At 72.5% G+C, this 14512-nt stretch carries 13 protein-coding genes and 1 riboswitch; of the genes, 4 read left to right on the top strand and 9 right to left on the bottom strand.

All coding sequences use genetic code 11. The annotated features are described in order from the left end of the window. Positions 1-5: 5 nt before the first annotated feature. Both ABTZ03_RS00235 and ABTZ03_RS00230 read left to right on the top strand, forming a co-directional pair. Positions 6-1418: a S10 family serine carboxypeptidase-like protein gene (locus tag ABTZ03_RS00235; protein ID WP_350510564.1), complete on the top strand. Its 1413-nt coding sequence runs from the start codon at positions 6-8 to the stop codon at positions 1416-1418. After that, entirely contained in the window at positions 1415-2155 is a 741-nt protein-coding gene (locus ABTZ03_RS00230) for a pyridoxamine 5'-phosphate oxidase family protein (RefSeq protein WP_350510563.1), read from the top strand. Before ABTZ03_RS00235 ends, ABTZ03_RS00230 begins: the two co-directional genes overlap by 4 nt. Before the next feature lie 121 nt (positions 2156-2276). Here the strand turns inward: ABTZ03_RS00230 and ABTZ03_RS00225 are convergent, their stop codons facing one another. Continuing rightward, positions 2277-2885, bottom strand: a complete 609-nt coding sequence (locus ABTZ03_RS00225; RefSeq protein WP_350510562.1) for a TetR/AcrR family transcriptional regulator — start codon at positions 2883-2885, stop codon at positions 2277-2279. An 89-nt stretch (positions 2886-2974) separates the two neighbouring features. On the opposite strand from ABTZ03_RS00225, the gene ABTZ03_RS00220 reads away from it, so the two are divergent. Further along, positions 2975-3136 carry a hypothetical protein gene (locus ABTZ03_RS00220; RefSeq protein WP_350510561.1) on the top strand — a complete coding sequence of 54 codons (162 nt, stop codon included), beginning with the start codon at positions 2975-2977 and terminating at the stop codon, positions 3134-3136. Next, complete coding sequence (locus tag ABTZ03_RS00215; protein WP_350510560.1) at positions 3133-3975, top strand: NmrA family NAD(P)-binding protein; 843 nt, start codon at positions 3133-3135, stop codon at positions 3973-3975. The genes ABTZ03_RS00220 and ABTZ03_RS00215 overlap by 4 nt, the downstream gene beginning before the upstream one ends. 17 nt (positions 3976-3992) lie before the next feature. Here ABTZ03_RS00215 and ABTZ03_RS00210 read toward each other — a convergent pair whose 3' ends face one another. The 8 genes from ABTZ03_RS00210 to ABTZ03_RS00175 form a co-directional block, all read right to left on the bottom strand. Continuing rightward, on the bottom strand, positions 3993-5216 hold the full coding sequence (locus tag ABTZ03_RS00210) for a chitinase (RefSeq protein WP_350510559.1): 1224 nt from the start codon (positions 5214-5216) through the stop codon (positions 3993-3995). A gap of 121 nt (positions 5217-5337) precedes the next feature. Continuing rightward, positions 5338-6072, bottom strand: a complete 735-nt coding sequence (locus ABTZ03_RS00205; RefSeq protein WP_350510558.1) for a (2Fe-2S) ferredoxin domain-containing protein — start codon at positions 6070-6072, stop codon at positions 5338-5340. Next, positions 6069-6881: an ABC transporter ATP-binding protein gene (locus tag ABTZ03_RS00200; protein ID WP_350510868.1), complete on the bottom strand. Its 813-nt coding sequence runs from the start codon at positions 6879-6881 to the stop codon at positions 6069-6071. Before ABTZ03_RS00200 ends, ABTZ03_RS00205 begins: the two co-directional genes overlap by 4 nt. 2 nt (positions 6882-6883) lie before the next feature. Then, positions 6884-7963 carry a FecCD family ABC transporter permease gene (locus tag ABTZ03_RS00195; RefSeq protein ID WP_350510557.1) on the bottom strand — a complete coding sequence of 360 codons (1080 nt, stop codon included), beginning with the start codon at positions 7961-7963 and terminating at the stop codon, positions 6884-6886. Beyond that, the gene (locus tag ABTZ03_RS00190) at positions 7960-8976 is read right to left on the bottom strand and encodes an ABC transporter substrate-binding protein (RefSeq protein WP_350510556.1); all 1017 of its coding nucleotides are present in this window, start codon (positions 8974-8976) and stop codon (positions 7960-7962) included. The genes ABTZ03_RS00195 and ABTZ03_RS00190 overlap by 4 nt, the downstream gene beginning before the upstream one ends. Positions 8977-9047: 71 nt before the next feature. Continuing rightward, positions 9048-9252, bottom strand: a riboswitch (cobalamin riboswitch). A 101-nt stretch (positions 9253-9353) separates the two neighbouring features. Continuing rightward, entirely contained in the window at positions 9354-11546 is a 2193-nt protein-coding gene (locus ABTZ03_RS00185; protein WP_350510555.1) for an RICIN domain-containing protein, read from the bottom strand. A gap of 160 nt (positions 11547-11706) precedes the next feature. Then, positions 11707-13611, bottom strand: a complete 1905-nt coding sequence (locus tag ABTZ03_RS00180) for a DUF5107 domain-containing protein (RefSeq protein WP_350510554.1) — start codon at positions 13609-13611, stop codon at positions 11707-11709. Beyond that, positions 13608-14507 carry a carbohydrate ABC transporter permease gene (locus ABTZ03_RS00175; RefSeq protein WP_350510553.1) on the bottom strand — a complete coding sequence of 300 codons (900 nt, stop codon included), beginning with the start codon at positions 14505-14507 and terminating at the stop codon, positions 13608-13610. Before ABTZ03_RS00175 ends, ABTZ03_RS00180 begins: the two co-directional genes overlap by 4 nt. Positions 14508-14512 lie beyond the last annotated feature (5 nt).

Below are 14512 nucleotides of genomic sequence, written 5' to 3'. Positions count from 1 at the left end.
GAACCATGCTCCGTCAGCCCGTCTACGCGATCCCGGCGAACGCGCTCAACACCGGGACGATCCACTTCTTTCCCGACCCCGGGAAGAAGGAGGAGGAAGGAAGCCCGAAGACGGTCCGGTCCTACGCCGGGTACGCGGACGTCGACGGCCCCGGCACCGAAACGAGCCGCTTGTTCTACTGGTTCTTCGAGAGCCAGACCTGCGACCCCCACCTGGACGCCGATCAGCAGAAGGACGTGATCGAGGAGGCGCCCCTGTTGATCTGGCTCAACGGCGGTCCCGGCGCTTCGTCGCTCCTGGGCCTGTTCCTGGAGAACGGACCGCTGCGCGTCGGTGACGACGCGGCCGGGACCGTCTCGGTCAGCCCCGACACCTGGAACCAGGAAGCCCACGTCCTCTACTGGGACCAGCCGGTCGGCGCGGGGTACAGCTACTGCAAGACGTCGAAGACGTACGTCCAGGACGAGGACGAACTCAGCGAGATGTTCCACCGGGCGCTGGTCCAGTTCCTCGAAACGTACCCGGAGTACCAGAACTGCCCCCTCTACGTCTGCGGTGAGAGCTACGCGGGCAAGTACGTGCCGTACATCGCCCGGAAGATCCACCGGGAGAACCTCAAGAAGCCCAGAACGCACCTCGATCTGAAGGGGATCGCGGTGGGCAACGGCTGGATCAGACCGGAACTCTCGATCCGCGTCATGATCGACTACGCCTACGCGTCCGGGTTCGTCGGCAAGGGCCAGAAGGACGTCCTGGATTCCTCGTACAAGCACTTCCAGGACGTGCTCAAGGCCGGCGAGATGAAGAAGGCCACCGATCTCGGCAACGGCCTGGTCAACGCGATCCTGGCCTACGGAGGCGACTTCGACGTCTACGACGTACGGCGCTGGGAGGACCTGTCCGCCGGCGCGTTGCCCGTCTACCTCAACACCCCCGCCGTCAAGGAGGCCCTGCACGTCGACCACGCGTGGGCGTCCGCGGACAACTCCGGCCCGGTGGCCACCGCGCTGAAGGCCGACAACATGGCGGACGCCTCGCCGCTGTACGCCGAGCTCATCCACGCGGAGGAGAACTACAAAGTCCTGCTCTACACCGGGGACTTCGACACCGCCTGCGGGTACCAGAGCACCGAGGAGATCCTCGACGAGATCATGAAGAACGGCTGGCGCAGCGCCCCGCGGTTGATCTGGAAGCAGGCGCAGGGCCACCCGAAGGGCTTCGTCCGCACCCTGAACAACGTCACCCAGGTCGCGGTGCCCGACTCCGGGCACGAGGTACCGGCCTACCAGCCGCGGATCTGCCGGGAGATGCTCTACAACTGGCTGTTCGACCGCCCCTTCCACGGCCAGGACCCCGAGAGCGCGGCCCGGGCCGTCCTGGCCAAGGCCCAGGCGGACGCCGACAAGGAGACCGAGTGAGCGGTCACGTCAAGAGGACGAAGGAGACGGACGACCTGTCGGCGGCCATCGCCGTCCTCAAACAGGGATACGTGTGCACCCTCGCCCACGTCGACCCCGAGACGGGCCGGCCGAGGTGCGTGCCCATGGTCTACGCGTACCACGAGCAGGGGAACGAGAAGCTGCTCTACCTGCACGGCTCCGTCGACTGGCCGCCGGAGTCGAAGCTGAATCCCTCGCTGCGGCAGCTGTGGAAGGCCGACGGGGTCGCGGTCTGCCTGACCGTCACCGTCCTCGACAGCCTGCTGGTCGGGCGCGCGGCGATCAGCACCTCCCTCAACTACCGCTCCGTGGTGGTGGACGGCACGGCGAGGAAGGTCGACCGGAAGGACCGGACGAAGGCGTTCGAGGCGCTCACCGACCAGGTCATCCCGGGCCGGTGGGCGGAGCTGCGCCCGATCAAGGACGGCAGCGACGGCAAGGCCAGCGAGTTGGACTCGGACGGGAAGCAGACCCCCACCGTCGGGGTCCTCTCCATCAGCCTCACGGAGAAGGCGACGGTGCGGGTCAAGCGGCACCACGCCCCCGAGCCGGAACACGAACACCAGGACGACCGGGACTGGGACGGTGGCAGGGCCTGGGGCGGCCTGCTCCCGATCCGTCAGGTCTACGGGCCGGCCGTTCCCGACTCGCACGTCAAGGACCTGGGTGCCGACCCGCCCGCCTCCGTCCAGAAGCTCATCCACCGGGGCACGTGAGCCGCCGGGAACCACAGCCGGTACGGCGGACGGCGTTCACCGTGGCGGGGCCGCAGCCCGTCGGCTGCGGCCTCGGTGTTCAGACGCCGGGCCAGGCCGGCGGGCCGCCTCTACCGCAATGTCAGCATCGCCGAGCTGCGGAACGGCCCAGGAGTCTGGCGGTGTAGGCGGCGAGTTGGGCCCGCAGCCGCTCGCGGGGCACCTGCTCGTGGCCGGCCAGGTACTCGACGAGGTCGGCGCGGGTGGCGGCGAGCAGGGCGTGCGCGGTGAAGGCGTTGTCGGTGAGCCCGGGGATCTGTTCCAGCACGGCTTGCAGCGTGCGGTGCCAGCGGTCGTAGTGCGCTGCCCGGTAAGGGCTGTCGCTGCTGCCGGCCGACTCCAGGGCCAGGGCGAGGTGGCGGTTGTCGAGCTTGAAGCACAGCACGGCGTCGAGGAGCGCGGGTACCCGTTGCAGGGGTGGGGTGCCGGGCCCGAGGGGTGGCGGGCCTGCCTCGATCGCGATCCTGACCGGTTCCAGCCGCGCTTCGTAGAGGGCGTGGATCAGGCCGGTGCGGTCGCCGAAGCCGCGGAAGAGCGTGGCCTTGCCGACGCCGGCCGCGGCGGCGATGTCGGCCATGGTGACGGCCTCGGGGCTCTCGCAGTGCGCGAAGAGGTCGTCGGCGGCTGCCAGGACGGCCTCCCGGTTGCGGGCCGCGTCCTTGCGCGGCCGGCGCTCGGCGACGGGTTCCACGGATCCTCCGGTTGTGAAGCGGACCGCCGGTCCGTAGTGTCGAGCCCGTAAGCGGACCCGCGGTCCGTATCGTACGGGATGGAGCACCCATGACCATCGACCCATCGGCGACGGACGTCTTCCGTCACGGCCTGCGACTACTGCTCGACAAGGACAACGCCGGCTGGACCGGTCTCTGGCACGAGGACGGAGTGCCGGAGTCCCCCTTCGCGCCGGACCCCGCGGCCGACTTCACGAGGAGCGCCCGATGAGCACGGCCCGCGCCACCCTGGTCATCGGCGCCACCGGCACCACCGGCAGCCGCGTCACCGCCCGTCTGGTCGCCCGCGGGCACCGGGTCAAGGCCGCGAGTCGCCGCGCCACCCCGGTGGCCGGCGCCGAGGCGGTCCGCTTCGACTGGCACGATCCCGCGACCTTCGCCGCCGCCCTGAGCGGCACCGACCGGGTCTACCTCGTCCCGCCGATCGGCGCGATGGAACCGGCCGCCGTCATGCTGCCCTTCCTCGAACAGGCCCGCGCCGCCGGGGTGCGCCGTGCGGTGCTGCTCAGCTCCTCGGCGATCCCCGCCGGGGGCCCGGCCACGGGACCGGTCCACCGGGCCCTGCCCGAGCTCTTCGAGGAGTGGGCGGTGCTGCGGCCCTCCTGGTTCATGCAGAACTTCACCGGCGACCACCCGCACGCCCACAGCGTGCGGACCGACGGTGTCCTGCTCACGGCGACCGGCGAGGGACGGGTCGGCTTCGTCGACGCCGACGACATCGCCGCCGTCGCCGTACACGCCCTGACCGACCCGCAGGCCCCCGACACCGACCTCGTCATCACCGGGCCGCAGGCCCTGAGCTACGCCGACGTGGCCGTGATCCTCGCCGGCGTCACCGGCCGGCCGGTCGTCCACCGGCGGCTGACCGACGAGCAGATGCGCGAGCACCTGACCGGCACCGGCATCCCCGCCGAGTTCGCCACCATGCTCGCCGCGATGGACCGGGCCATCGCCGAGGGCGCCGAGGACCGCGTCACCGACACCGTCCAGCGCCTCACCGACCGCCCGCCGCGCGGCTTCCGTTCCCTCGTGGAACAGGAACCGGCATGAAACGCCCGCCCCGGCGCTCAGGGCCCGACCGGCCACGGACACGAGGCCGCCGGCCGGGACCAGACGCTCCGACTCCGTCCGTCGTGGCACCAGGCGCCTGCCGGGGTGCCGGGGTCCGGGCCCGGCGTCGCGAACAGCGGCACCCCCGGGGACGGGGTGAGCGTGCCGGCGCAGGCCGCGTACGGAGGGTCGACGCCGAGGCAGCCCGTCGGCCACCGGTCGGGAGCGGGCCGAGGCCGTGAGCGGCTGAGCAGGTGCGAGAAGTCGGCCGGTTGCTGGGGTACGCCGCTGCAGCTCTCGCTGAGTTCGCCGGTCGTCGGGCAGGCCCGGTCGCGGCCGACCGACCAGAAGGCGAGCAACTGGATTCCCTTGTCGTCGGCGAAGGCGGCCAGGGTCCTGGCGTCCTCGGCGGAGAAGACCTCGTTGGTGAAGTCGTTCACCCCGATCCTCGGGGTGTTGCCCTGCATCCTCCACAGCTCGGCGGTCGTCTTCTCGGGCCAGATCTGCGCCATCTGTTCGAGGAGTCCCTCGGCAGCCTCGACGGCCGCACCGCCCATGTCCAGGTCGGGGCCGTAGTCCATGGTCATGATGTTGACCACGGAGACGGTGACACCCCGGTCCTTGGCGTTCCGCAGCAGCCGGACGGCGTCGGGTGACAGGCCGTCGGGGTTGACGGGAAGCGTGTAGTGCACGTGCAGGGTGCGGCCGGTGGCGGCGTACTCGCGCTGCAGCGCGGCCACGGCCTGGTCCCGGCGATCGACCGAGACGGTGTCGTCCACCGCGGCGCCCTCGACGTCGAAGTCGATCCTGGTCAGGTCGAGTGCGTCGACTACCCGCCGGTAGGCGGATTTCAGCGCGTCCACCGAGTCGCAGGCCCGCGCGAGTTCGGTGCCGAAGCCACCGCCGAACGAGGCGATGACATCGCCGCCGTCGGCCCGCAGCCGGCTCACGGCGCTCGGCCATCCCTCCTCCGTCACCGGGATGGTGCCGTCGAACGCGCCGTTGCAGCCGCCGTCGCTGAGGACGAAGCCGAGCGTGAAGTAGTCGAGCCCCGTGGCCCGGTGGGCCTCGGTCAGGAGGTCCCCCGAATCCCAGGTCCCGAGGAACGGGGCGGTGTAGCGGGGCGGGAAGCCCGGGCCCGGCAGGGTGTCGGCGCGCCCGGAGGAGGGGACGGCCAGCACGGTGGCGGCGGCGAGCAGCAACGGAACCAGGCCCGAGGCCAGTTGGGAGGTGCGGCGCATCGATGTCCTCACGTTCGGACCGACCGGGAACCTGCCGCAGCACAGTACGGACGCCCTCTCCACGACTGCCCCCGAACCGCTGCGCGGCGGCCCCCGTTCCCCCGTCCGGAGCATCAGGCGCTCAGGGCGAGGTGTCGTGGTGGCCTGCCTGCTCCTTCCGGTGGCGGGGGAGGCGGTGGGACTCGACCGGGCGTCCGTCGACGAGGTGTTCGGTGACGATGCGGCCGGCGGCGGCCGGGTCGACGCTCCCGTACCAGACGTCGTCCGGCTGGACGGTGACGACCGGGGCCTGGTTGCAGGGGAACTGGCACCCGGTCTGGGTGACCAGTACGTCGTCGTCGCCGAGGCCCTGCGCGGCCAGTTCCCGTACCAGGGCGCGTGCGCCCTCCTCCGCGCCCAGGGCCGTGCAGCGCGGGCCCCGGCAGACCAGGACCTGGTGGCGGTGGCCGGTGACGTCCTCCCAGGCCGCGGAGGTGAGGCCGGGCTCCGAGCCGGTGACGGCCTTGGTCGCCGCGGCCACGGTGGCGACCGCGTCCGGTGAGTCGGCGAGGCGGGTCGCGACGAGGAGTTCGGGGCGGTGGCCCGCGCGTTCGCGCCACCAGTGTGCGGCGATCCGCCGCAGCCAGGACTGGGCCGGGCCGGAGCCCGCGAGGCGGACGCCGACCAGGACCACGGTCTCGGTGCCGGCATCGGCCAGCCTGGTCAGCTCGGCGGACAGGGAGGGGTCCGCCTGCTGCAGGAAGGCGATCGAGGCCCGGTGCGCCGCCGCCGTCCGGAGCAGCTCGTCACGGCGGACGGCCTCCCCGATCGACATGCCGACCAGGACCACGGCGGCGCGAGGGGAGAGGGGGGTCATGGCGAAGTCCCTTCGGGGAGCAGTCCGTTCCACCGGATGTGCGGCCGGTCGTGCCGGGGGTGGCGTTCCACGGTGGCGTCGACGCCGTAGACCTGGGCGATCATGGCGGAGGTGAGCACCTCGGAGCCGGGCCCGTGGGCGACCAGCCGGCCGTCGCGCAGGACGGCGACCTCGTCGCAGTAGGCGGCGGCGAGTTCGAGGTCGTGCAGCGCGGCCACCGTGGTGATGCCCAGCCCGCGGACGGTTTCGAGGAAGCCGAGCTGGTGGCGCAGGTCGAGGTGGTTGGTGGGCTCGTCGAGCAGGAGCACGCCGGGCTCCTGCACCAGCGCCCGCGCGAGCTGGACGCGCTGCCGCTCGCCGCCCGACAGCGTCGGCCAGGACCGGTCGAGCAGGTGGCCGACGTCGGCCGCGGCGACGGCCTCGGCGAGCACGGACCGCTCGTGGGCGTCGGCGGCGGAGTTCGGCGGCACGGGCCAGCGGCCCCGGTGCGGCGTGCGGCCGAGCTCGATGACCTGACGGACCGGCAGCGACAGCCGGGTGTCCGCCTGCTGCTCCATGAAGGCCACCTGGCGTGCGCGTCGGCGGGCGGTGAGCGCGTGGAGGTCCGCGCCGTCCAGGAGGACCCGTCCCGTGCTCGGCCGGGTCAGTCCGGCGACCGCGCGCAGCAGGGTGGTCTTCCCGGCGCCGTTGGGCCCGAGCAGGCCGGTGACCCGGCCGGGGCTGAACGCGACCGAGACCGCGTCGAGGAGGGTGGCTCCGCCGATCCGCACGCCGAGGTCCTCCGCGCGCAGGTCGACGGGGGAGGACACGGTCAAAGCGCCCTCCCGTCGGCCCGCCCCTGGCGCCACAGCAGCCAGGCGAAGAAGGGTGCTCCGAGCCCGGCCGTGATGACGCCGACGGGGATCTCCCGGTCGGGGAGGACCGAGCGCGCCAGGATGTCGCTGCCCACCAGGAGGGACGCGCCCACCAGGGCCGACACGGGCAGCAGCAGGGCGTGGCGCGGGCCGCAGACGAGCCGGACCAGATGCGGGACGACCAGGCCGAGGAACCCGATCACGCCGGTGTTGGCGACCAGGCACGCGGTCACCAGTGCGGTGGTGGCGATCAGGGCCCAGCGGGTGCGGTCGACGTGGACGCCCAGGGAGCGGGCGGCGGTCTCGCCGAAGGCGAAGGCGTCCAGGTCGCGGGCCGAGGAGGACAGGACCGTGACACCGACCAGCGCGACCGCCACCAGGAAGACGGCGGTGGGCCACCGCACGCCGGCGACCGAGCCCAGCGTCCACTCCATGACACTGCGCCCCGCGTTGCGGTCCCCGAGGACCATCACGACGAACGTGGTGTAGGCCCCGCACAGCTGTCCCACCGCGACGCCGGCGAGCACCGTACGGGAGCTCGGCAGCGAGCGGGTGCGCGCGCCGGCCAGGGCCAGGACGACGACGGTGGTGAGCAGGGCGCCGGCGAAGGCCGCCAGCGCCACCGCGCCGGTGCCCACGGCGCCGGACACGCCGACGCCGAGGACGATCACGGTGACCGCGCCGACGGCGGCTCCCTCCGAGATCCCGAGCAGGAAGGGATCGGCCAGGTCGTTCCCGGTCAGCGTCTGCAACACCGCACCGCAGACCGCGAGGCCGGCGCCGGTGGCGGCGGCTCCCAGCACCCGGGGCAGCCGCAACTGCCAGACGATCTGGTCGTCCAGCAGGGTCACGTGCGGGTCGGCCAGCCCGAGTCGGCGCACCACGACGTCGATCACCGTCCGGACCGGCTCGGGCTGCGAGCCCACGGCGAGGCCGAGGAGCACGGTGGCCAGGAGCAGGGCCGCACCGACGGCCAGGGCCGCCGTCGCGCGGCCCCGACCGGCGGGCCGCACGACGGCGTGGGGTGCGGTGGTCATGAAGCCGGGTGCAGTTGACCCAGTCCCGCGGACACCTTGGCGGCACCGTCGGCGAGCAGCACGCCGGGAGTCGACTCCGAGAACGGGACCACCACGAAGGCCTTGCGCTGCACGGCGCCGAGCTTGCTCAGCACCGGGTCCTGCTCCAAGTAGTCGATCTTGGACTGGGCCGTGTCCCAGCTCGCGTCCGCGAGGACGATGGCGTCCGGGTCCGCCGCGACGACCTTCTCCCAACTCACGTTCTGCCAGCCGCCGGGCAGGTCCGCGAAGACGTTGCGGGCGCCCACGGCGTCCAGCACGAGCTGCGGCCCGCCGTGGCCGGCGCCGACGAACGGCGCCTTGGTGTCCGAGTCGAACCACAGGACCTTCAGGTCCTTGCCCGCGGCCGTCGCCTTGAACCGGGCCAGCTGCTGCTCCTGTTGCTGCTGGATCGCGGCGGCCCGCTCCGGGACGCCGAAGACCTTGGCGACGTCGGTCAGTTCGCCCCACACCGACTGCCAGGTGGTCGGCGCCACCTTGCTCTTGTCCGAGCAGCCGAACGGGGACACGTACGACGGGATGCCCTGGCCCTGGAGTTCCCCGCGGGTGCCCGCGACCTTGTCGGTGAACGCGCTGGCGTAGGAGGAGTACAGGAAGTCCGGACGGGCCGCGAGGAGCTTCTCCTTCGTCGGGTACTTCTCGGAGAGCACCGGGACGGAGTCGTAGGCGGCCTTCCACTTCTCCGGAATGGAGTCGTCGAGGTAGGCGGTACCGGCCATCCGGGACTGCAGACCGAGGGCCAGGGCCACCTCGGTGGCACCCTCGTTGAGCGTCACCAGGCGGGCGGGCGGCGCGCCGACCGTCACGGTGGTCCCGCAGTTGTCCACGCTGACCGGCGCGGCGCTGCCGGTCGCCCCGGCGGAGGTGCTGGGCGCGGGGGCGCCGGTGCAGGCGCCGAGTACGCCGGTGAGCAGGAAGGCCGTGGCGGCCGCCCGGCCGACGCGGATCGGACCGGTGGGACGTATCGGACTCATGGGACGTACGGAACGTATGGCTCGGACCGGACGCGGCAGACCGCTGGGCACGTGTTCTCCAAAACCCTCGTGGAACATGTCGCGCCGTGGCCGGTCTCCTGGCTTCCGCATCGACGTGCCGCGGCCGACCTTCCCGAGCGGCTCTTCCGAGCAGCGCAGTGGCCCTGACCGCTGGGCGAGCCGGTCAGCGAGGGCCGCGGAACTCCGCGGCAACAGTGGCGAGGGCCGCACCGGACTCAGACCGGTTTCCCGTACACCACGGCGATGGCACGGTATCAGGCGAGGTCAGGGCGGTGTCGGCCAGGTCTTGGGTGACTGTTTACCCGGTGGGACGGCAAGGGCCGCCGCCCGCGGGACGGGCGGCGGCCGGTGCGGTGTCAGCCGAGGGTCCACCGCTGGAGCGCCGAGCCGGTGTTCGGCCGCTGGGTGACCAGCGCGCCGTCGGTGGTGGAGGCGGTGGTGAGGAGCAGGCCGGTGTGGACGTTGGTCAGGGTGTAGGTGCCGTCCGGGAGTCGGGTGGCGGTCCAGTGCTGGTTGTCGTTGCCGGTGCAGGTCCACTGGATGACGGCGGTGCCGGTGGCGGTGGAGCCGCCGTCGTCGTCCGCGCAGAGCCGGGACTCGGCGTTGACGAGCTGGTAGGAGCCGTCGGGCTGCCGGGTGAACTGCCAGTTCTGGTTGGCGCCGCCGTTGCGGGTCCAGGTGATCAGCTGGGTGCCCGCGGTGGTGCTGTGGCCGGGGTCGTCGAGGGCCTTGCCGCTCGCGGTGAGGGTGTGGGTGCCGTCGAGGTTGCCGCCGGCGGTGCCGACGGCGGTCATGGTGAGGGTCTGCTGGGCGGCGGTGCGGCCGCCGCCCACACTGCTGCCGCTGGTGTCGGTCCAGGTGCGGGGTGCGGCGGTCTCGGCGGTGCCGCCGTTGCCGGCGGTCAGGCCGATGACCAGGCCGCTGTAGCGGTTGACCAGGCGGTAGCCGCCGCTCCCGGTGGTGTCGGGCAGGACGAACCACTGCTGGCCGACGGCGGCCGTGCCGGTGGCGGGGGCGGTGACGGTGGGCTTGGCGCCCCAGGCACGGCCCGCCGTCCCGGTGGCGTCGACGCCGAGCAGCCGGCCGCTGCCGGCGTTGGTGATCCGGTAGGAGCCGTCGCCGTTGCCGGTGAAGGTCCAGGTCTCCAGGGCGGAGCCGGTCGGGGTGGCGGTGGAGGCGGTGGCGGAGCCGCTCGCGGCCTGGGTCAGGATCCGGCCGTCGCCGCTGGCGATCCGGTAGGTCCTGGCCGGGTCGAAGGGCGCGGCGGCGGGGGAGGTGGAGTCGACGGTGACGTCGGCGTACTCGCCGTCCGACTTGGCGCAGGCGATCGAGCAGTAGGAACGGAAGGTCTTGCCGATGACGGTGGTGCTGGTGAGGTTGGCGCTGTCCAGCATCCAGCGGTACCAGGAGCCGGAGGTGTAGCTGCCGGAGTCGCCGGCCAGGTGCCACTGCTGGGTGGCGAGGTTGTCGGTGACGTAGAACTGCTGGGGCGCCGTGCCGGAGACCACCTCGGGCTCGCCGATGTACAGGCCGAGGTAGGCGTCGTAGGAGACGTTCATGATGAACAGCTGCGACTTGGCGGGCAGTACCCCGGCCGCGACCTGCTGGTCGACGCTGCCGGTGTTGGCGGGGTCGTAGTCCTGGGCGACGGGGGTGTAGCCGCTGGGGGCGGCGGTGGTGGCCGGGACCATGTTGCTCTCCAGGCCGCCGGTGCCGGGCTGGGTCCAGCTGCCGTCGTACCACTTCTGCCAGCTGCCGGGCGCCATTTTGCCGGAGATCGGGGCGCGGGCGACGTGCGCGAGTCCGCCGTTGCTGCCGCCGACGCCCGCCTTGGGGACGATCCGGGAGCCGTAGAAGACGTAGAAGTAGCCGGAGGCGGTGTCGACGAACAGCCGCTGGTCGCCGTCGCCGTAGTTGTACGTCTGGTTGGGGAACGCCGAGTTGTCGCCCCGGGTGGTGCTGTACGGGGAGGTGATGGCGTGGCCGGAGATGGTCCAGGTGTGGCCCTGGTCGTGGGAGACGGCGGTGTCGATCGCGTCGTAGTGCAGGCCGTCGCCGAAGGGCTGCGGGGTGAACTCGTTGTGGACCAGGCCGTGCCAGTCACCGGTGTCCGGGTCGACCCAGACGCCGACCAGGTCGCAGTAGTTCGGCTGGGAGTAGCCCGAACCGGCGGGCGCGGAGGTGGAGTTGACCCCGGTGGGGCTGTGGTTGCAGCGCCAGGTGGTGTCGTTGTTCCGGTCGTTCGGGTTGGCCGGGTTCACGGCGTTGTCGAGGCCCGAATCCGGGGTGGCGGTCTCGAAGTTGCTCCCAGTGTAGAAGTTCCACTGGCGGGAGTCGGTGGCGCCGTAGAGCGAGTGGGACTCCTGGAAGTGGAAGGTGCCGTCCTTGTCGAGGAACGGGGCGGCGGGTGTGTCGTCGGCGTAGTTGTACGGGCCGGTGGAGCCGATGGTGACGGTGTACCCGGCCGAGGAGGGGGCGGACGGCTTCGCCGAGGCCGTCGGGGTGGAGAGGGTGGTGCCGCCGACCAGGGCCAGGGTCAGGGCGGTCACCGCGCCGAGCACTTTTCGTCGAGGAGCTGACACAGGGACTCCTTCTGCTCTCGGGGCCCTGGGGTGGGGGTGGGCCCCGGGTGTACCGGCGCCGGGGGTCGGCGTCGGCGGGTCGGGGTGGGGGTCCCGACCGGCTCGTGGGGTGGTGCGGCGGGGGAGGTCAGCTGTCGGACATCCGGAAGTCGTAGTGCGCCGGGACCGGCAGGTCGGGGTGGACGGCGAGCCAGAGGGTGTCCAGGGAGACCTCGCCCTCGCGCATGTTGTCCACCCGGATGCCCTCGGCCAGCAGTCGGCGCACCCGGTCGTCGTCGCCGAGGGCGTGGGCGGCGGTGGCCTCGGCGAGCCGGATCCGGCCGTGGGCGCGGGTCGCCCCGAGGAGGGACTCGATGACGGCCAGGGCCTGCCGGGCGCGGTCGGCGGCCAGCAGGGCGTCCAGCGTCTCGATGGTCAACTCCCTTAGATCCGTGCGGAGATGATGGGCCTCGGACATCAGGTCGGCGGCTTCCCGCCGGTCGGCGGTGAGGAAGGCCAGCGCACGCAGGGCCCAGGGGGTGCGCTGCTCGCCGAGGGAGCGCTTGAACGCCTCGCGCGCCGGGTCGGTTTCGCCGTCCGCGAGGCGCAGCAGGCCGAGGTGGTACAGGGCGTGCCAGTCCTCGGCGCCCTGCTCCAGCCGGGTGCGCCAGTGGGCGCCGGTGACCGGGGCGGCGGGCGGGTCGCTGACCGGGAGGGTGCCGGTGGTCAGCAGCCGCCGCCAGGGCTCCTGTTCGGGGCCCGGGGTGCCGAACGGCAGCAGGGGGGAGGACGGGAGGTCCCCGGCCTCGATCTCCAGGGCGGCCCAGCCGGAGCCCTCGGCGAGCTGCTCCACGGGTTCCCCGAAAGCTGCGGCCTGTCGGTGGGCCGCGTCCAGGGCGGCGGGCGGCAGGAGTCGGGCGAGAGCCGCGCCGGCCGCTTCTCTGGCCTGGTCCCAACTGCCGTGCACCGCAAGCGGGTCGACGCCGAGCAGCCCGTACGCCTCGGTCCAGGACCAGGTCGCGCCGCCGGGCATCGGCAGGTGTTCCAGCTGGGTGCGGGCCAGGCCGGCCTGGATCTCCAGGTAGGCGGCGTCCGGGCCGGAGAGCCACTCCTGCCAGTGCCGGCCGCCGGTGGAGGTGCCCCAGCAGAACAGTTTGCGGCCGCGCAGCCGGTCGGTGGAGGCCTGGACCAGGCCGGTGCCGTCGGCGTCCAGTGCGGCGATCCACCGGCGTTCGCCGTCCGGCAGGTCGAGGAAGTAGTCGGCGGCGCGGGCGACCCGGCCGGGGTAGCTGCGGTCGCCGCCGTCCAGGTGGGGGAAGCCGACCCGGGTGAGGTCGTTGACGTAGTCGCAGTGGAAGGCGTGGTCGGCCGGGCCGATCACCCGGGTGCCGGCGTCCTGGGGGACGGCGATGTTGGACCACCAGTAGACCGGGGTGGTGTGCGGGGCGGGGTTGTGGAGTTCGACGTGGACGAGGAGGACGGGCGATCCGGCGGGCAGCCAGGCGTCCAGTCGCAGCACCACCCGGCGCAGCCGCTCGAAGGCGTACATCCGCAGCACCGGGGTGCCGTCCGGCGCGGTGAGGCGGACGGCGTGCAGCGGCTCGCAGGTGAGCGGCCAGTGGCCGGTCATGCCGAGGTTCCACTCCACCCCGCCGGCCAGCCAGGCGTCGCGCAGTGCGAGGTTGGCGGGCTGGAGGACCGGGTTGCGGTGCAGCAGCTCGCGGCCGCTCGGCCGGTGGACGAGTGACCAGAGCCGGCCGCCGAGCGAGGGCAGGAAGGTCGCGGTCAGCTGCTCGTTCTCCAGGACCACGGACGGCAGTTCGCGTTCGGTGCGGTTGCGGTCGTAGTCGCCCTGCCGGGTGTACGGCAGCAGCGAGGGCGGGGCGCCGTAGGCGAGGTTGCGGCGCATCTCCTCGTCCACCCCGGCGCCGTCGGCGGTGGAGGGGGAGAGGCCGTGCAGGATCGGCAGCACCCCGGCGGCCGGGTCGGCCGTCCCGTCGATCCGCAGCAGGTCGGTGCGCAGCGTCGAGGTCGTGGAGGTCCTGGAGGTCATTTCCCGATCCCTACGGTCATGCCCTGGATGATCCGGGTCCCCATCCAGGAGAACAGCGCGATCATCGGGGCGAGGATGATGCAGACTCCGGCGAAGGTGGTGCCGTAGTCCAGGCCGTTGAACTGCTGGGAGGCGACGAACGAGGAGAGGGCCACCGGGAGGGTGACGTGGCTCTGGCTGTTCGTCAGCACGATGGCGAAGAGCGTCTCGTTCCAGCCGGTGATGAACTGCAGCAGGAAGGCGGTGATCAGTCCGCCGCGGGCGACCGGCAGGACCACCTGGAGGAAGGTGCGCAGCGGTCCGGCGCCGTCCAGGACGGCGGCCTCCTCCAGGGAGCGCGGGATGCCGGAGAAGAAGCCGGTCAGCAGGAAGACGGTGAAGGGCATGGCCAGGCCGATGTAGACCAGGCCGAGTCCGAGGTCGCTGTCGGTGAGGTCGACCTGGGCCAGGCCGACGAACAGCGGCACCACCAGTACCTGGCCGGGGACGCCGAGGCCGAGGGCGAAGAGCAGGGAGACGGCGGAGGAGGTACGGGAGCGGCGCCGGGCCAGCGCGTAGGCGCAGGGCGCGGCGAGGGCGATCGCCAGCAGCGAGGAGCAGACGGCGACGACGACGCTGTTCAGCGCGGCCTGGGCGAAGCCGCCCTCGTCCAGGGCGGTGGTGTAGTTACCGAAGCGCAGGGCGTCGGGGAGGGCGAAGTTGTGCTTGAGGATGTCGGGGCCGTCGCGCAGCGAGGTGAGCAGGATCCACAGGAGCAGCAGCAGGTTGGCGGCGACGACGGTCCAGACGACCGCCGTGCCGATCCGGACCGCCGGGCCTGCCGATCGGCGGGTGCCGGGCACGGTGGTGGCCTTTCGTAGCGGGTTCATCGGCTCGGGGCTTGATGCGGTACGCATGTGGT

Origin of the sequence: Kitasatospora sp. NPDC096077, assembly GCF_040303245.1 — a bacterium.
Classification (GTDB): Bacteria; Actinomycetota; Actinomycetes; order Streptomycetales; family Streptomycetaceae; genus Kitasatospora.
The sequence above is the reverse complement of the archived record's forward strand: the minus strand, read 5'-3'. Positions and strand labels throughout refer to the sequence as shown.